We start from the raw sequence: 17,231 nt of genomic DNA, 5'->3' as shown, positions 1-17,231 counted from the left end.
ACTGTTGTGCGGGCCTGCCCCCTGTCGAGTGACTTACGACCTGTCGAGGCCGCGTACCAGATGAACGACGACTCCCGTGGGTGCCTCTTCGCGCTCTCCCAGCCGCCGCTCATGGTGTTTCTCGGGGTGATCGGCACCCTGATCTTCTTCGGCGCCTGTTACGACCTGCTTGGTTTCTGACCGCTCGGCGCGCTGGCGGGCGCGGTACGCGGCGACGTGCAGGCGGTTGCCGCAGGTGCGGCTGTCGCAGTAGCGGCGCGAGCGGTTGCGGGACAGGTCGACGAACGCGCGACGGCAGTCCGGCGCGGCGCACCGGCGCAGCCGGTCCCGTTCCCCCGCGACCACCAGGAACGCCAGTGCCATCCCGCCGTCCGCGGCGAGCTGCTGGGCCAGCGAGGCGCCGGGGGCGAAGTAGTGCACATGCCAGTCGTAGTCGTCGTGGTCGGTCAGTCGAGGGGTGGTCCCGGCCTCCGCGACCATGGTGTTGATCAGGGCCGCCGCCTTGCGGCTGCCGGTCGCGGTCAGCACCTCGCCGAACCGGGCGCGTACCGCCCGCACCGCTGGAAGATCCGACTCCGCGAGCCGCCCGACATCGCTGACCCGGTTGCGCGCCACGAAGTCGCGCAGCGACTCCAGGCCGTCCAGCCTCTCCCGGCCCTCGCTCTCCGGCGCGGTGTTGAGCAGGTCGACGACACGGTCGAGGGCGCACCGGGTGTCATGGTTGATCAGCACGGCTTCGCTCCCTGGCCGGAGGGTCGGACAGCGCACCGGCGGGTCGGGCCCGCGGTTGTTGCCGGGTGACTTTACTCAAGTGGACCGTGCGCTGTCGCCACCTGGATCAGCCCGCCGATCCGGCCGTGACCGCCGCACACGCAGAAGCGCCGCGCCGCGGGGTTCCGCGGCAACGGCGCTCCGACGCGCGATGTCAGGCCCGCGTCGTCCCCCCGAGTAGGACGGCCGCGGGCAGCGGGCGGGGGCTCAGCTCTCCGCGAGGATGTGGGACAACTCGGTATCGAGGTCGAAGTGACGGTGCTCGGTGCCCGGCGGTACGGCGGCGTCGGTCCGCTTCAGGAACGACTCCAGCGCCCGGGCCGGGGCTTCCAGCAGTGCTTCGCCTTCTGGAGAGCTCAGGGCGATGCAGACAACGCCCTGGCCATGGCTCCTGGAGGGCCAGACACGGACATCGCCGGTTCCGGTGGGACGGTGCAACCCCTCCGCGAGCAGGTCGCGGGCAAACACCCATTCGACCGTCTCTTCGGCACCGGTGTGGAAGGTGGCGTGCACGGCGTAGGGATCGGCCGTGTCGTACCGCAGGCCCGCGGGTACGGGCAGTGAGGATTCGCTCGACACAACGAGGCGCAGGTGCAGCTCGCAGCTGACCGTGGTGTTCATAAGCGCCAAGGCCTTTCGCTCAGTGTGCGCTCGGGGATTCGCACGTCGGCGAAATCGACATGCCACCTGCGAGGACGTTGTAAACCCCTCTGACTGGTTTGTGAGGTTTCTGGTACTTCGTTCGGACCAGTCCTGGGCTGCCCTGATGGGCCGATGCGGTGAGCGGTCGGATCGGTCGACTGTACCGTTGTGATCACGAAGAGTGACGGTAGCGCTTCACCTCCGGCGGTGTCTCCAGGCGGGCGCGGGCGCACCGAAGCACGACCGGTGGCACCGAGGTGGTCAAGAGCCCCCGCTGACATGCGGTAATGTTGTCTCCGCGCCGGGGCGATTAGCTCAGTGGGAGAGCGCTTCGTTCACACCGAAGAGGTCACTGGTTCGAACCCAGTATCGCCCACCCCGACCGAGGGCCTGGAAGCCGAGAAGGCTTCCGGGCCCTCGTGCGTTGCCGTCACACTGGGCGCCATGGACTGGTGCCGGTACCGCTTTCGCGACGTCTGGCGGCTGGACGCTCCCCTCGCGGAGGTCTACGCGGTGCTGGAACGCGCCGAGGAGTACCCCCGGTGGTGGCCGCAGGTGCGCCGGGTCGACCCGATCGACGAGTGGAGCGGCACCGCCCGCTTCCGTTCCGTCCTCCCATACGAGCTGGTGGTAACCGCCCGCGAGGCGCGGCGCGATCCGGCGGCGGGGGTGCTGGAGATCGCGATGACCGGTGATCTTGAGGGTTGGGCACGGTGGACGCTCGGCCCCCGCGGCACCGGGACCCGGGCGGCGTTCGAGCAGCAGGTGATCGTCCGCAAACCCGTGATGCGGTGGCTCTCCGTTCCCGGTCGGCTGTTCTTCCGGGCCAACCACGCGCTGATGATGCGCGCCGGGCGCCGGGGATTGTGCGCCCTGCTCGCCGAGCGGTCGGAACAAGGGCGGGAGAACGGCGTTTGAACACGACGTCCCGCGCACTGTATTGTTCTGCACGTGCCGCGGCGGCAACCGCGGAACAACCGGGGCGATTAGCTCAGTGGGAGAGCGCTTCGTTCACACCGAAGAGGTCACTGGTTCGAACCCAGTATCGCCCACCCCGAGTGAGACCGGTCAGCTTCAAGTCGCTGACCGGTCTTGTTGGTTATGGGGAATCTTCGGGGCCTTCTCCCCGAACCCCGGTCCTCAGGCGCCGAACGGGCTTGAGGCGGGTGCTAAGCCGCAGCGGGCAGTTCCGGGCGTAGTGGCCACGCCGGGTCGCAGCGTTCCGGGGAACCGCTTCTGGCGAACCAGGCTTCCAGGCCGCGAGCCTGTGCCGCATGCCACAAAGCCTGGCGGACATGCAGTTCGGCCGGTGACATCAGACCGATGCCGCGCTCCGCGTAGCGGTGGCCCATCGCCCGCACCAGGCGCAGTGACGCCAGCGCGTCCGCCGCCGCGTCGTGCGCGTCGGTGAGCGGGACGCCGTAGTGCGCGCACAGGTCGCTCAGGGTACGGCGGCCCTTGCGGTAGCGGTCCGCGTACTTGTCCAGCACCCTCGGGTCCAGTACGCACAGCGCCGTGCGCTCCAGGTAGCCGAACAGGCCGAGCCCGCGATGCCGCCTCAACTCCCGGTCCAGCAGGGTCAGGTCGAACGGCGCGTTCATCACCACCAGCGGTGTGCCGGGCTCCGACTCGTGTGCCAGCGCCCGCGCCATCGACTCCACGGCCGGACCCGGCGCGGCGCCGTGTTCCCGCAGATGGGCATCGGTCAGCCCGTGCACCGCCCGCGCGGCTTCCGGTACCGGCACACCGGGGTCGACCAGCCAGCGCAGGAAGCGCGGTTCGGCGTCTGCCCGGTCCTGTACGACGAGGGCGCCCGACACTATGCGGTCGTGCTCCACGTCCACCCCGGTGGTCTCGGTGTCGAACGCGGCCAGGGGCCCTTCGAACCAACGTGCCATGACCGCCACCCCTTCCGCCCTCTTGACCCGACGGACAACCCACTGTCCGTTTCCTACCCGTGACGCCACGTCATCGAACCGTCGTGGCGCGCACCGGTTCGCACCTGTTTGCGGATCACTCCCGCCGGAGAAGACAGAGTTGACGGCCCGTTCGATTCCTGGGCGGCCAAACCGCCCCAGCCGCCTACGGTTCGTCGCGGGGAAACGATTCGCGCAAGGCCCGGAAGGCACGGCAGCAGCCATGGCGCTCGCTCAGCCCGAACCCGGCGGGCTGCTTCCCGAACGGACGGCACCGCTACGGGGAGGACTCGCCACCACCAGTTGTATGGAGACCCTTCAGGTGGGCTATCTGCATGCGGTGGCCGCGGCGGCCGGATGCTCGCTCGCCCAGCCCTTCCCCGACAACGGCATCGACTGGCACCTCAGCCACAGCTCGCGCGGTCACGCGGTGGACGACGAGGTCACCATCAAGGTGCAGCTCAAGTGCACCTACCAGGTGGCACCGAACCCACCCGGGGCGTTCTTCTCCTTCACCTTGGAGAACGCCCACCTCGCCAAGCTGGCCAGGACACCGGTGTCGGTGCACAAGATCCTCGTCGTGATGCTGGTGCCGCGCAGCCAGGAGCAGTGGCTGCGTGCGGGGCACGACCGCATGGAGCTGAGGCACTGCTGCTACTGGACGAACCTCGCCGGCCAGCCGGTGACGGGCAGGTACAAGACCACCGTGCGGATCCCCACGACCCGGATCTTCGACGACCGGGCGCTGTGCGAGATCATGACGCGGGTCGGGGCGGGAGGGAGACCCTGATGCGACTCACCGGACCGGACCCCGAACCGTCAGAACCCGAACCGCCCGCGGCGGAACTGCCCGACCCCGAGCGCGTCGACCCCCAGGTGCTCACCGCGCTGCTCGCCCGGCACGGCTGGCAGCGCAGGGGCGGCGAGAGCGGCCGGTACACCCGCTGGACCCCGCCCGGCAGCGGCACCCGAAGCGGTATGGCGGCCACCAGCCTGCTGGTGCCCGCGAGCACGGAGTACGGGGACTGCACCGACCTCGTCGGCGAGGCACTGACCGCGCTGGCCCACTCCGGCGCGCCCTCGGCCCGCGAGGTGCTGCTGGCCCTGACCGTGCCGGGGGACGAGATCCGCTGGCGGCGGGACGTGCCCCGGTGCGCCGGGGCGGTGCCGTGGACGGCGGCGGAGCGGCTGCGGGACGCGGTGCGCGGCATGCTCTCGGCCGCCGCGCGGGCCGCCCAGGGCAACGCCGGATACTTCGGGGAACGGCACGGGCGGTACGCCACCGCCTATCTGGAACGGGTGCTGATCGGCCCGTCCTCCGGCGGTCATCTGCTGACCGCGTACGCCCCGGCGCCGGACGAGCGGCACGTCACGATCACGCTGCTGCGCGCCCTGCAGGCGGCCCGGGACGCGGTGGACTACCAGCGGGCGACCGGCCGCCTTGAGGCCTTCGACGCGGCGGTGGAACTGGGCGTGTGCCATGAACTCGTCGCGGCGGTCGCGCACTTGGTGCGGGACAGCGAGGGAGCCGAGATCGCCCTGGCCTGGTCCCCGGCGGCCGGGCTGCCACTCGGAGTGGCCGCCCGCCCGGAGCCGGTGGAGTTCTCGCCGGGCGACCTGCCCGCGCTGCACCAGGCCGCCGCCCGCTACGCCGCCTCGGAGCCGCCGGTCCCGGTCACCGTGACCGGGACCGTGGTCCGGCTGCGCAGTGCCCGTCCGGCGGAGGGCGGTTCGGTGCGGCTGCGGGTGCTCGGGGGTGCGGACGTACGGCACGTTCGCATGCGCTTGGCGGCGGACGACTACCGCGTCGCCGCCCACGCCCATCTGGTGGGGTTGCCGGTCCGGGTCAGCGGGGAACTGGAGCCCGGGCGCGGCTTTCGCCGGTTGTCGGGGGCGAGTGGCGTGACGCTTCTGCATGTGGACGCCGCCGAGCGCGACCGACTGCTCAAGTCCTTGCAGGAGGCCGCTGACGCCGTCGACTAGGGGGTCGCGGTGCGTGCGGCACCACCGGTCTCCACCGTCGTGGTTGCCCGCCGTCGCCGCGCAATGTCCGTGGGAGCGGGCCCTCGGACCCTCGGCGGCAGCTCATGACGATCATGGCTTAGCGCCGTGGCGGTCCCGCTCGGTACGATTCAGCGGTGCAGCGTCCGCTGCCGACCGCATGTCATGAGTCAGGAGAAACCGGTGTCAGAGCTCCGTGTGATCATCAAACGCGATTCCGTGGAACGGGAAGAGCGCGTGGTCACGACGGGGACGACGGCCGCGGACCTCTTCGAAGGGGACCGCTCCGTCGTCGCTGCCCGTGTCGCCGGTGAGCTGAAGGACCTCGGCTACCCGCTCTCCGACGGCGACGAGGTCGAGCCCGTCACCATCGACAGCGAGGACGGGCTGAACATCCTGCGCCACTCCACCGCGCACGTCATGGCGCAGGCCGTGCAGGAGATCTTCCCGGAGGCCAAGCTCGGCATCGGCCCGCCGATCAAGGACGGCTTCTACTACGACTTCGACGTCGCCGAGGCCTTCCACCCCGAGGACCTCAAGCGCATCGAGAAGAAGATGCAGGAGATCGTCAAGCGCGGCCAGCGCTTCTCCCGCCGCGCGGTCAGCGACGAGGCAGCCCGCGAGGAACTGGCGGCCGAGCCGTACAAGCTGGAGCTGATCGGCCTGAAGGGCTCCGCCGCGGAGGCCGCCGAGGGCGCCTCGGCCGAGGTCGGTGCCGGTGAGCTGACCATCTACGACAACCTCGACGCCAAGACCGGCGAGCTGTGCTGGAAGGACCTGTGCCGCGGTCCGCACCTGCCCAGCACCCGGATCATCCCGGCCTTCAAGCTGATGCGCTCCGCCGCCGCCTACTGGCGCGGCAGCGAGAAGAACCCGCAGCTGCAGCGGATCTACGGCACCGCGTGGCCGTCCAAGGACGAGCTGAAGGCGTACCTCGACCGGCTGGCCGAGGCCGAGAAGCGGGACCACCGCAAGCTCGGCGCCGAACTCGACCTGTTCTCCTTCCCCGAGGAGATCGGCTCCGGCCTGCCGGTGTTCCACCCCAAGGGCGGTGTCATCCGCCGGGTGATGGAGGACTACTCGCGCCGGCGCCACGAGGAGGCCGGGTACTCGTTCGTCAACACCCCGCACATCACCAAGCAGGAGCTGTACCAGACCTCCGGCCACCTGGACTGGTACGCGGACGGCATGTACCCGCCCATGGAGCTCGACGAGGGCCACAAGTACTACCTGAAGCCCATGAACTGCCCCATGCACAACCTGATCTTCAGGTCCCGGGGCCGCTCCTACCGTGAACTGCCGCTGCGCCTCTTCGAGTTCGGCACCGTCTACCGGTACGAGAAGTCGGGCGTGGTGCACGGTCTGACCCGGGTGCGCGGTCTGACCCAGGACGACGCGCACATCTACTGCACCAAGGAGCAGATGGCCGACGAACTGGACTCGCTGCTCACCTTCGTGCTGAACCTGCTGCGTGACTACGGGCTCAACGACTTCTACCTGGAGCTGTCCACCAAGGACCCGGAGAAGTTCATCGGCTCCGACGAGGTCTGGGAGGAGGCCACCCAGACGCTGCGCGAGGCGGCCGAGAAGCAGGGACTCGACCTGGTGATGGACCCGGGTGGCGCCGCGTTCTACGGCCCGAAGATCTCCGTGCAGGCGCGGGACGCCATCGGCCGCACCTGGCAGATGTCCACGATCCAGGTGGACTTCAACCTGCCCGAGCGGTTCGACCTGGAGTTCCAGGCCGCCGACGGCTCACGGCAGCGTCCGGTGATGATCCATCGGGCACTGTTCGGCTCCATCGAGCGCTTCTTCGGCGTGCTGACCGAGCACTACGCGGGCGCGTTCCCGGCCTGGCTGGCGCCGGTCCAGGCGGTCGGCATCCCGATCGGTGACGCGCACGTGCCGTACCTGGAGGAGTTCGCGGCCCAGGCGCGGGCGAAGGGGCTGCGGGTCGAGGTGGACTCCTCGTCGGACCGGATGCAGAAGAAGATCCGCAACGCGCAGAAGCTGAAGATCCCGTTCATGATCATCGCTGGTGACGAGGACGTGGCGAGCGGCGCGGTGAGCTTCCGCTACCGCGACGGTTCGCAGAAGAACGGCATCCCCAGTGACCAAGCGCTGGCCGAGATCGTTGATGCTGTGGAGCGCCGTATCCAGGTGTGACTGGTCCCCGCGCGGCCGGGGTAACGAGGGGCGGACCATTGCGGTCCGCCCCTCGCCGCTTCGCCCCGCGTCGCGGGCGAATATGCTGCACAACATGACGACTGAGCCGGAGCACCAGATCGGAGTGGGGACGCCGGACGCGTTCCAGCGCCTGTGGACCCCGCACCGCATGGCGTACATCCAGGGCGAGAACAAGCCCACCGGTCCGGAGGCCGGTGACGGCTGCCCCTTCTGCGCGATTCCGGCCAAGTCCGACGTCGACGGGTTGATCATCGCGCGCGGTGAGATGGTCTACGCGGTGCTGAATCTCTACCCGTACAACGGTGGCCATCTGATGGTGGTGCCGTACCGGCACGTCGCGGACTACACCGACCTCGACGAGGCCGAGACGGCGGAGCTTGCGGAGTTCACCAAGCGGGCGATGACCGCGCTGCGCTCGGCGTCCGGAGCGCACGGCTTCAACATCGGCATGAACCAGGGTGCGGTGGCGGGCGCCGGTATCGCCGCCCACCTGCACCAGCACGTCGTGCCCCGCTGGGGCGGGGACACCAACTTCATGCCGGTGGTCGGCCACACGAAGGTGCTGCCGCAACTTCTCGCGGACACGCGAGCCATGCTGGCGGCCCACTGGCCGCACGACTGATCCACGCTGCGCGCGTCGTCCTCAAACGCCGGACGGGCTGATCTGTCAGCCCGTCCGGCGTTTGAGGACAAAGGCCGGGCGGCTGGGAGAGAACCCGGCCGCTACGCGTTATAAGCGTCCGCGGCCCTGGGCTCCGCCGCCTGGACCAACCCGCTGAGCACCAGGGAGCGATTGGTGAACCGCTCCGTGTTCACCCCGTTCTCCTCCAGCACGGAGATCGCCGCGGCGTTCACCGCCCGCAGCACGGGAGTGGCCGCGCGCAACGCGTCGTCCGCCATGAAGCGGTGCTTCCACGGCTTGTCCGCCCACGCGTGCCGCAGCCCGAACGGCTCGGGCAGCGCGAGCTGGCCGCCCAGGAAGTCCAGCACCGGCGGGAACCAGGTGAACGGCGCCCGCGCCGCGAGCCGTACCACCTCCCCGGCGTCCACCAGCGGCAGGTGTACGGTCCTGGTCTCCCAGAACTTGACGGTCTTGGACACCTCCTTGGTCTTCGGTGAAGGGCCGCCCATGAACAGCGAGTTCACCGGCCCGAGCGCATGCCCGGTCACCTCGATCCGCAGGGTGTAGTGCAGCACCGTCACCGTGATCAGCAGGTTGATCACCAACTGACCGTCCCACAGCACGAACTGCACACCGAGGTAGTGCCGGTTGCCGCTGCCGAACTGCTGCTCGTTGCAGATCCGCTGTATCTCGAAGTCCTTGACGGTGAAGCCCTCGACCTCGGGCCCGGTGGGTCGGCTGACCTCCTTGGCGTTCTCCCCGACCGGCGCCACGATCCAGTGCCGTACGGTCGGCTTGGGGAAACCGCCGGTGTGCAGCGGACCGCGCTCCAGATCGCGCAACCGGTCCTGGATGGCCTTGATCACGTCCCAGCTGCGGAACGGGTGGATGTCGGTGTCGGGCCGCGGCTCCAGTTCCTCCGCCAACTGCCAGACGCCCCACCGCGATCCCATCCCCAGGATGCCCTTGGGACCGGCGTAGAAGACCACGTTGCTGCTCTGCTCGGTGGCCAGCGCCACCAGTGACTGCCGCATCAGCTCGGCGCGGGTCTGGTTGGGGTGCTGCGGTACCGCCTCCGGGATCCTGGCGCCGACCCCGCCCCCGCCGAGCAGCGACGCCCAGCGCTCCCGCAGGTCCACCGCGGTCTTCTCGCAGATCCGCTTGGCGACGTACCAGCCGAGGATCGGAACCAGCAGCATCACCCGCAGGTACAGCCCGAAGAACCCGGTCAGCGGTGGCCGCAACAGCAACAGCGCGGCCAGTCCCACCACCACCGCGAGCACCAGGCCGCCCAGTGAGCTGACCCGGCCCGCCAACTTGCCGAGCGTGCGGCGCAGTTGGAACGCGCCGAGCCAGATCAGCACACCGGGCAGGAACAGCAGCCCGCACACGCCCATCACAACGGTCAGCCGGCGGTCGCGCTGCTGCCGGATCCGGTTGGCCGCCAGGCAGTGCACCACCACGGTCTGCGGGTCCATGCCGAACGACTGAACGGTCTCCTTGCGCGCGCCGCCCAGCATCCGCACCTGTACGGCACGGGCGAACGCCTCGCCGAGGTTGGGTTCGAAGAGGGACAACTTCGGTGGTCCGACGCCCGCTTCGGGGTTGATCTTCACCAGGTCCTCGACCGGCCCGTCCCGGTACGCGGCGGAGGAGAGCGCCTGTGTGGCGGCGGTCTCCCCACCCATACCGGTGAGCGGCACCTGAGCGCCCGGGCTGAAGTCGAACTCCACGCCGGAGAAAGACACTTCCGCCCCCCAACTCCCTCACCCGACGGCCCGCGGCGGGCCGTCAACTACCGTCATCGCGGATCGGATTGGCACACCGTCCGATCTACGAGCACAGCGTATCCGGACGGTGACCAACCCGTCAGTGGTGCGATGCGAAGGACGTCTCCCGAGCTGTGTGGGACGGGAGTTACCTGCTCCCCTCCTGCTCCTCCCGCAACTTCGCGGCGAGTTGCGACGGCATCGGCTCATGCCGGGCGTACGAGCGGTTGAACCGGCCGGTTCCGTGCGAGATCGACCGCAGGTCGATCGCGTACCGGCCGATCTCGATCTCCGGCACCTCCGCACGCACCAACGTCCGCCCGGGGCCCGCCGGTTCGGTGCCCACCACCCGGCCCCTGCGTCCGGCGAGGTCGCTCATCACCGGCCCCACGTACTCGTCCGAGACCAGTACCTGCACCTCGGCGACCGGCTCCAGCAGATGGATGCGGGCCTCCTTGGCGGCCTCGCGCAGCGCCAGCGCGCCCGCGGTCTGGAAGGCGGCGTCCGAGGAGTCCACCGAGTGCGCCTTGCCATCGAGCAGGGTGACCCTGATGTCCACCACCGGGTAGCCGGCCGCCACGCCCCTGGCGGCCTGCGCCCGCAGGCCCTTTTCCACCGAAGGAATGAACTGCCGCGGTACCGCGCCGCCGACCACCTTGTCCACGAACTCGATGCCCGAGCCCACCGGCAGCGGCTCCACCTCGATCTCGCAGATCGCGAACTGCCCGTGCCCACCGGACTGCTTGACGTGCCGACCGCGCCCGGCCGCCTTCTCACCGAAGGTCTCGCGCAGCGACACCTTGCACGGCACCGCGTCAACCTGCACCCCGTACCGGGCGCGCAGCCGTTCCAGCGCCACATCCACATGCGCCTCGCCCAGACACCACAGCACCACCTGGTGGGTGTCCTGGTTCTGCTCAAGGCGCATCGTCGGATCCTCGGCGACCAGCCGGGCCAGGCCCTGCGACAGCTTGTCCTCGTCCGCCTTGCTGTGCGCCTCGATCGCCACCGGCAGCAGCGGGTCCGGCATGACCCAAGGCTCCATCAGCAGCGGATCGTCCTTCGCGGAGAGGGTGTCGCCGGTCTCCGCGCGGCTCAGCTTCGCCACGCACACCAGATCGCCCGCGATGGCCCTGGGCACCGGCCGCTGGACCTTGCCGAACGGGGAGGACAGCGCCCCGACCCGCTCGTCCACGTCGTGGTCCTCATGCCCGCGGTCCGCCAGGCCGTGCCCGGACACGTGCACCGTCTCGTCTGGGCGCAGCGTCCCGGAGAAGACCCGCACCAGGCTGATCCGGCCCACATAGGGGTCGGAGGAGGTCTTGACCACCTCGGCGACCAGCGGCCCGTCCGGGTCGCAGGGCAGCGGCGGGCGCGGTGCGCCCTGCGGGGTGGTCACCGCGGGCGTCTCCCGCTCGGCCGGGGTCGGGAAGCCTCCGGTGACCAGCTCCAGCAGTTCCAGGGTGCCCAGGCCCTGCCGGGCGCCCTCGGCCGGTGGCGCGGCGGCCAGCACCGGGTGGAAGGTGCCGCGCGCCACGGCCCGCTCCAGATCCTGGATGAGGGTCTTGAAGTCGATCTCCTCGCCGCCGAGATAGCGGTCCATGAGGGTCTCGTCCTCGCTCTCGGCGATGATCCCCTCGATGAGCCGGTTGCGGGCCTCCGCGATCAGCGGCAGGTGCTCGGGGTCGGGGTCGCGTTCGACCCGTTCGCCCGAGGAGTAGTCGTAGACGCGCTGCGACAGCAGCCCGATCAGCCCCGCCACCGGGGTGTGCCCGTCGGGCCCCTCCTCCCCGTACAGCGGCAGGTACAGCGGCAGCACCGCATCGGGGTCGTCGCCGCTGAAGACGCGCTGGCAGATGGCGGTCATCTCGTCGAAGTCGGCGCGGGCGTTCTCCAGGTGGGTCACCACCACCGCGCGGGGCATGCCGACCGCCGCGCACTCCTCCCACACCATCCGGGTGGCGCCGTCCACGCCGTCCGCGGCCGAGACGACGAAAAGGGCCGCGTCCGCCGCGCGCAGACCGGCCCTCAACTCCCCGACGAAGTCCGCGTACCCGGGGGTGTCCAGCAGATTGATCTTGACGTTGCCCCAGTCCACCGGGATCAGGGAGAGCTGTACGGAACGCTGCTGCCGGTGTTCGATCTCGTCGAAGTCGGAGACCGTCGTCCCCTCCTCGACCCGGCCGCACCGGTTCATCGCCCCACCCGCCAACGCCAGCGCCTCCGCCAGCGTCGTCTTGCCCGCTCCGCTGTGGCCGACCAGCACCACGTTCCGCAGTCCTTCGGGCCGGTCGGCCGCCGGTGCGCCTCCGGCGGCTCCAGCATGTGCGTCTCGCCTGTCGCCCATCGCTTGCCTCCAGTCACTGCATGGTGGCTGCCCTCGTCGAGCCCGCGGCTCATGAGGGCAGGGCTGGCTCGCTGCAGGCGCGAACGCGAAGGCCACGGGACTGATCAGGCGGCTCCGGTGGCGCCCGCGGTTATTCGACCTTCCCACGCCCTTACGTTTGCGTCCATACGTCGTACCCCCGCCCGTACCGGACGGGTGCCTGTGACCGGCCGCACTCGGCGCCTGGCTACGATGGGGCCGCCGGGGCCGAAAGGGGCCAAGCCGGTACCACTGACCTGTCGGGAAGGCCATGCTGAACAAGTACGCGCGTGCTTTCTTCACGCGTGTCCTCACACCGTTCGCCGCACTGCTGCTGCGTCTGGGCGTCAGCCCCGACGCGGTCACCCTCGTCGGTACGGGGGGCGTGCTGGCGGGGGCGCTGGCCTTCTACCCCAGGGGCGAGTTCTTCTGGGGCACCGTCGTCATCACCCTGTTCGTCTTCTCCGACCTGGTCGACGGCAACATGGCCCGCCAGCTGGGCCGCTCCAGCCGTTGGGGGGCGTTCCTCGACTCCACCCTTGACCGGGTGGCGGACGCGGCGATCTTCGGAGGTCTCGCGCTGTGGTACGCCGGGGGCGGCCACAGCCTGGTGCTGTGCGCGGTGACCATCTTCTGCCTGGCCAGCGGCCAGATCGTCTCGTACACCAAGGCGCGCGGCGAGGCCATCGGGCTGCCGGTCAACGTCAACGGGCTGGTGGAGCGCGCCGAGCGGCTGGTGATCTCACTGGTGGCCTGCGGCGTCTCCGGGCTGCACAAGTTCGGTGTACCAGGCATCCAGGTGCTGCTGCCGATCGCGCTGTGGATCGTGGCCGCGGGCAGCCTGGTGACCATGGTGCAGCGCGTGGTCACCGTGCGCCGCGAGGCGGCGGAGGCCGACGCGGCGGCACACGAAGGGGAGGGGAACCCGGCGTGAAGGAGAAGCTCACCGACGCGCTGTACGGGGCCGGATGGACCGCGGTCAAACGGCTGCCCGAGCCCGTGGCGCACGCACTGGGCCGGGGCATAGCCGATCTGACCTGGCGCAGGCGCGGCAAGGGAGTACTGCGCCTGGAGGCGAATCTCGCGCGGGTCGTCCCGGACGCCACCCCCGAGCGCCTGGCCGAGCTGTCCCGCGCCGGAATGCGCTCCTACCTGCGGTACTGGATGGAGTCCTTCCGGCTCCCGGCCTGGAGCAGGCAGCGCATCAGGGACGGTTTCGAGGTCAAGGACATCCATCTGCTCGAAGAGGCGCTCGCCGCGGGCAACGGCGTGATCCTCGCCCTGCCGCACATGGGGAACTACGACCTGGCGGGCGCCTGGGTCACCACCAAGCTCGGCGTACCGTTCACCACCGTCGCGGAGCGGCTCAAGCCCGAGACGCTCTACGACCGGTTCGTCGCCTACCGCGAGGGCCTGGGCATGGAGGTGCTGCCGCACACCGGCGGCGCCGCGTTCGGCGCCCTCGCCCGGCGGCTGCGTGCCGGGGGACTGGTGTGCCTGGTCGCCGACCGCGATCTGTCCGCCTCCGGGATCGAGGTCTCGTTCTTCGGCGATACCGCCCGGATGCCCGCGGGACCTGCGATGCTGTCCGTACAGACCGGTGCGCCGCTACTGCCGGTCACCCTCTGGTACGACGAGTCGGCGGTCATGCGCGGACAGGTGCACCCCCGGATCGAGGTGCCCGAGGACGGGACCCGGACCGAGAAGGCGAAGGCGATGACGCAACGGATGGCCGACGCCTTCGCCGAGGGCATCGCCGAGCATCCGGAGCACTGGCACATGCTGCAGCGGCTGTGGCTGGCGGACCTGGAACCGCGCCCGGACACCACCGCTCGGCGGTCCGACAGCTCCGGAACGGAGCGGCCTTGAGGATCGGGATCGTCTGCCCGTACTCCTGGGATGTCCCCGGTGGCGTGCAGTTCCACATCCGGGACCTCGCCGAGCACCTGATCGGTCTCGGCCACCGGGTCTCGGTGCTGGCCCCGGCCGACGACGACACCCCGCTGCCGGGCTACGTCGTCTCCGCCGGGCGGGCGGTGCCGGTGCCGTACAACGGCTCGGTGGCCCGGCTCAACTTCGGCTTCCTGTCCGCCGCGCGGGTACGGCGCTGGCTGCACGACGGAGCCTTCGACGTGATCCACATCCACGAGCCCGCCTCGCCGTCGCTGGGGCTGCTGTCCTGCTGGGCGGCGCAGGGGCCGATCGTGGCCACGTTCCACACCTCCAACCCGCGTTCGCGCGCCATGATCGCCGCGTACCCGATCCTGCAACCGGCGCTGGAGAAGATCAGCGCGCGGATCGCGGTGAGCGAGTACGCCCGGCGCACCCTCGTCGAACATCTCGGCGGCGATGCCGTGGTGATCCCCAACGGCGTCGACGTCGACTTCTTCGCGAAGGCCGAACCGAAGCCGCAGTGGCAAGGGGAAACGATTGGCTTCATCGGCCGGATCGACGAGCCGCGCAAGGGACTTCCGACGCTGATGCGGGCGCTGCCGAAGATCCTCGCGGCCCGGCCGGAGACCCGGCTGCTGGTCGCCGGGCGCGGCGACGAGGAGGAGGCGGTCGACGGGCTGCCCGAATCCATGCGCGAGCGTGTGGAGTTCCTCGGCATGGTCAGCGACGAGGACAAGGCGCGGATGCTGCGCAGCGTGGACCTGTACGTGGCGCCCAACACCGGTGGTGAGAGCTTCGGCATCATCCTGGTGGAGGCGATGTCGGCGGGCGCGCCGGTGCTGGCCAGCGATCTCGACGCCTTCCGGCAGGTGCTGGACGGGGGAGCGGCGGGCGAGTTGTTCCCGGTGGAGGACGCGGAGGCGCTGGCCACTTCGGCGGTACGGCTGCTCGGCGACCGCGAACGGCTCGCGGAGCTGCGGGAGTTGGGCAGCAGGCACGTACGGCGGTTCGACTGGTCGACGGTCGGGGCGGAGATCCTTTCGGTCTACGAGATGGTGACGGACGGCGCGGCTTCTGTGGCGCCGGACGAACGGACCGGGCTGCGGGCGCGGTTGCGCCTGTGACCCTCCGCCGGGTTCGCGTTCCTCTTCCCGCCTCCCACCCGTTCGCCGCCCCCTTCGCGTACCGGTGCGCCGCATCGGTTGTGGGTGGGGGGCGAGGCGTTGCCCGCCGGTGGGACGGCGAACGGGCGGGCGGGTGGCGGAGAGACCACGCGAACCCCCGACCATCCGCACGGAACCCGTAGGCTTGCAGCCCGTGACGTTCACCTTGATCTGGATCGCGGCAGCACTGGTCCTGCTGGGCATCTACCTCAGCTGGACCGCCGGCCGGTTGGACCGCCTGCACGCGCGCATCGACGCGGCGCGCGCCGCGTTGGACGCGCAACTGCTGCGCCGCGCCTCGGTGGCACAGGAGTTGGCGACCTCCGGCATCCTCGATCCGGCCGCCTCGATCGTGCTGTACCAGACCGCCCACGCGGCCCGGCAGGCCGAGGACGAGCAGCGCGAGGTCGCGGAGAGTGACCTGAGCCAGACGCTGCGCGCGGTCTTCGCCGAGCCCGACACCGTACAGGCGGTACGGGAGGCACCGGGCGGCCCGGAGGCGGTGGGCGAACTGACCGCGGCGGTACGCCGTACCCCGATGGCCCGCCGGTTCCACAACGACGCGGTGCGCGCCGCGCGCGCCCTACGGCGGCAGCGCGCCGTCCGCTGGTTCCGGCTGGCCGGGCACGCGCCGTTCCCGCTGGCCTTCGAGATGGACGACGAGCCGCCGCAGGCCCTCACCGCGGACGGGGCGAGCCGCTAGCGGCCGTTCCCAGGCCAACCGCGGCCCGCGGAGCGGTGGAAATCGGGCCACTGGGTGGCGATTGGCCCTTGTTCTTGGCCTGATGCCTCGGGTTTTGTCAGTTCCGTAGCGGCGGTCCGGCCGAAGTGGACCTGAGGGCAGGTCCAGGGTCGATCCGTACGGTCCTACGATGGGCCTATCGCACACGTATCTCAACGAGTGAGGTCAATCTTGTCCACCACGCCCGCCAGCACCACTGCCAGCCCCGAGACCGGCACCGCGCGCGTCAAGCGCGGCATGGCCGAGCAGCTCAAGGGCGGTGTGATCATGGATGTGGTCACCCCGGAGCAGGCCAAGATCGCCGAGGACGCCGGTGCCGTCGCGGTCATGGCGCTTGAGCGGGTGCCCGCCGACATCCGCAAGGACGGCGGCGTGGCCCGCATGTCCGACCCCGACATGATCGACGGCATCATCAACGCGGTGTCGATCCCGGTCATGGCCAAGTCCCGGATCGGCCACTTCGTCGAGGCCCAGGTGCTCCAGGCGCTGGGCGTGGACTACATCGACGAGTCCGAGGTCCTCACCCCCGCCGACGAGGTCAACCACAGCGACAAGTGGGCCTTCACCACGCCCTTCGTGTGCGGTGCGACCAACCTGGGCGAGGCGCTGCGCCGGATCGCCGAGGGCGCGGCCATGATCCGCTCCAAGGGCGAGGCGGGCACCGGCAACGTGGTCGAGGCGGTGCGCCACCTGCGCCAGATCAAGGGCGACATCGCCCGGCTGCGCGGCCTGGACAACCACGAGCTGTACGCCGCCGCCAAGGAGCTGCGCGCCCCGTACGAGCTGGTCAAGGAGGTCGCCACGCTCGGCAAGCTGCCCGTCGTGCTGTTCAGCGCGGGCGGCGTGGCCACCCCGGCGGACGCCGCGCTGATGATGCAGCTCGGCGCGGAGGGCGTCTTCGTCGGCTCCGGCATCTTCAAGTCCGGCGACCCGGCCCAGCGCGCCGCCGCGATCGTGAAGGCCACCACCTTCTACGACGACCCGAAGGTGATCGCGGACGTCTCCCGCGGCCTGGGCGAGGCCATGGTCGGCATCAACTGCGACACCCTCCCGGAGACCGAGCGCTACGCCAACCGCGGCTGGTAACCACCCGCCCCGAACCACCGATGGTCCGGGCCACGGCCGCGCTGGGAGCTTCCAGGGGCTTCGCCCCGGAATCC

General features: G+C 70.4%; 14 protein-coding genes, 2 tRNA genes and 1 pseudogene. 12 read left to right on the top strand and 5 right to left on the bottom strand.

Features of this window, described 5'->3' with window-relative positions; all coding sequences use genetic code 11:
• Positions 1 to 189 precede the first annotated feature (189 nt).
• Together O5O46_RS09900 and O5O46_RS09895 are read right to left on the bottom strand one after the other, a co-directional pair.
• A pseudogene (locus tag O5O46_RS09900) lies at positions 190 to 732 on the bottom strand (CGNR zinc finger domain-containing protein); the annotation flags it as partial.
• A 246-nt stretch (positions 733 to 978) separates the two neighbouring features.
• Positions 979 to 1,392: an SsgA family sporulation/cell division regulator gene (locus tag O5O46_RS09895; protein ID WP_003959770.1), complete on the bottom strand. Its 414-nt coding sequence runs from the start codon at positions 1,390 to 1,392 to the stop codon at positions 979 to 981.
• 325 nt (positions 1,393 to 1,717) lie between these two features.
• Between O5O46_RS09895 and O5O46_RS09890 the strand changes: the two genes are divergently transcribed.
• The 3 genes from O5O46_RS09890 (at position 1,718) to O5O46_RS09880 (ending at position 2,465) form a co-directional block, all read left to right on the top strand.
• A tRNA-Val gene (locus O5O46_RS09890) sits at positions 1,718 to 1,789 on the top strand.
• A gap of 68 nt (positions 1,790 to 1,857) precedes the next feature.
• The gene (locus O5O46_RS09885) at positions 1,858 to 2,331 is read left to right on the top strand and encodes an SRPBCC family protein (protein WP_269854942.1); all 474 of its coding nucleotides are present in this window, start codon (positions 1,858 to 1,860) and stop codon (positions 2,329 to 2,331) included.
• A gap of 62 nt (positions 2,332 to 2,393) precedes the next feature.
• A tRNA-Val gene (locus O5O46_RS09880) sits at positions 2,394 to 2,465 on the top strand.
• Between the two features lie 117 nt (positions 2,466 to 2,582).
• On the opposite strand, the gene O5O46_RS09875 is transcribed toward O5O46_RS09880, so the two are convergent.
• Positions 2,583 to 3,311: an exonuclease domain-containing protein gene (locus tag O5O46_RS09875; RefSeq protein WP_269854941.1), complete on the bottom strand. Its 729-nt coding sequence runs from the start codon at positions 3,309 to 3,311 to the stop codon at positions 2,583 to 2,585.
• Positions 3,312 to 3,552: 241 nt separating this feature from the next.
• On the opposite strand from O5O46_RS09875, the gene O5O46_RS09870 reads away from it, so the two are divergent.
• The 4 genes from O5O46_RS09870 to O5O46_RS09855 all read left to right on the top strand — a co-directional run bounded on the left by O5O46_RS09870 (position 3,553) and on the right by O5O46_RS09855 (position 8,139).
• Positions 3,553 to 4,119, top strand: coding sequence for a DUF4365 domain-containing protein (locus O5O46_RS09870; RefSeq protein ID WP_269854940.1), 567 nt, complete (start codon positions 3,553 to 3,555; stop codon positions 4,117 to 4,119).
• Complete coding sequence (locus tag O5O46_RS09865) at positions 4,119 to 5,312, top strand: hypothetical protein (RefSeq protein ID WP_269854939.1); 1,194 nt, start codon at positions 4,119 to 4,121, stop codon at positions 5,310 to 5,312. Before O5O46_RS09870 ends, O5O46_RS09865 begins: the two co-directional genes overlap by 1 nt.
• A gap of 201 nt (positions 5,313 to 5,513) precedes the next feature.
• Positions 5,514 to 7,496 carry a threonine--tRNA ligase gene (gene thrS, locus O5O46_RS09860; RefSeq protein WP_269854938.1) on the top strand — a complete coding sequence of 661 codons (1,983 nt, stop codon included), beginning with the start codon at positions 5,514 to 5,516 and terminating at the stop codon, positions 7,494 to 7,496.
• A gap of 82 nt (positions 7,497 to 7,578) precedes the next feature.
• Positions 7,579 to 8,139 carry an HIT family protein gene (locus tag O5O46_RS09855; RefSeq protein ID WP_269854937.1) on the top strand — a complete coding sequence of 187 codons (561 nt, stop codon included), beginning with the start codon at positions 7,579 to 7,581 and terminating at the stop codon, positions 8,137 to 8,139.
• A gap of 101 nt (positions 8,140 to 8,240) precedes the next feature.
• Here O5O46_RS09855 and O5O46_RS09850 read toward each other — a convergent pair whose 3' ends face one another.
• Together O5O46_RS09850 and O5O46_RS09845 are read right to left on the bottom strand one after the other, a co-directional pair.
• Positions 8,241 to 9,827 (bottom strand): hypothetical protein, encoded by a 1,587-nt coding sequence (locus O5O46_RS09850; protein WP_269855154.1) that lies wholly within the window; start codon positions 9,825 to 9,827, stop codon positions 8,241 to 8,243.
• Positions 9,828 to 10,056: 229 nt separating this feature from the next.
• Complete coding sequence (locus O5O46_RS09845; protein ID WP_269854936.1) at positions 10,057 to 12,255, bottom strand: elongation factor G-like protein EF-G2; 2,199 nt, start codon at positions 12,253 to 12,255, stop codon at positions 10,057 to 10,059.
• Between the two features lie 289 nt (positions 12,256 to 12,544).
• On the opposite strand from O5O46_RS09845, the gene pgsA reads away from it, so the two are divergent.
• The 5 genes from pgsA to pdxS all read left to right on the top strand — a co-directional run bounded on the left by pgsA (position 12,545) and on the right by pdxS (position 17,157).
• Positions 12,545 to 13,207 (top strand): phosphatidylinositol phosphate synthase, encoded by a 663-nt coding sequence (pgsA, locus tag O5O46_RS09840; protein WP_269854935.1) that lies wholly within the window; start codon positions 12,545 to 12,547, stop codon positions 13,205 to 13,207.
• On the top strand, positions 13,204 to 14,142 hold the full coding sequence (locus O5O46_RS09835; protein WP_269854934.1) for a phosphatidylinositol mannoside acyltransferase: 939 nt from the start codon (positions 13,204 to 13,206) through the stop codon (positions 14,140 to 14,142). The genes pgsA and O5O46_RS09835 overlap by 4 nt, the downstream gene beginning before the upstream one ends.
• Positions 14,139 to 15,290, top strand: coding sequence for a glycosyltransferase family 4 protein (locus tag O5O46_RS09830; RefSeq protein ID WP_269854933.1), 1,152 nt, complete (start codon positions 14,139 to 14,141; stop codon positions 15,288 to 15,290). Before O5O46_RS09835 ends, O5O46_RS09830 begins: the two co-directional genes overlap by 4 nt.
• Before the next feature lie 193 nt (positions 15,291 to 15,483).
• Positions 15,484 to 16,032, top strand: coding sequence for a hypothetical protein (locus tag O5O46_RS09825; RefSeq protein WP_269854932.1), 549 nt, complete (start codon positions 15,484 to 15,486; stop codon positions 16,030 to 16,032).
• 210 nt (positions 16,033 to 16,242) lie between these two features.
• Positions 16,243 to 17,157 carry a pyridoxal 5'-phosphate synthase lyase subunit PdxS gene (gene pdxS, locus O5O46_RS09820; protein ID WP_269854931.1) on the top strand — a complete coding sequence of 305 codons (915 nt, stop codon included), beginning with the start codon at positions 16,243 to 16,245 and terminating at the stop codon, positions 17,155 to 17,157.
• Positions 17,158 to 17,231: the final 74 nt, after the last annotated feature.

It is taken from the genome of Streptomyces sp. RPT161 (genome assembly GCF_027533845.1).
Classification (GTDB): domain Bacteria; phylum Actinomycetota; class Actinomycetes; order Streptomycetales; family Streptomycetaceae; genus Streptantibioticus_A; species Streptantibioticus_A silvisoli_A.
Note: the sequence above shows the minus strand (reverse complement) of the source record. Positions and strands in the feature narration are given on the sequence as shown.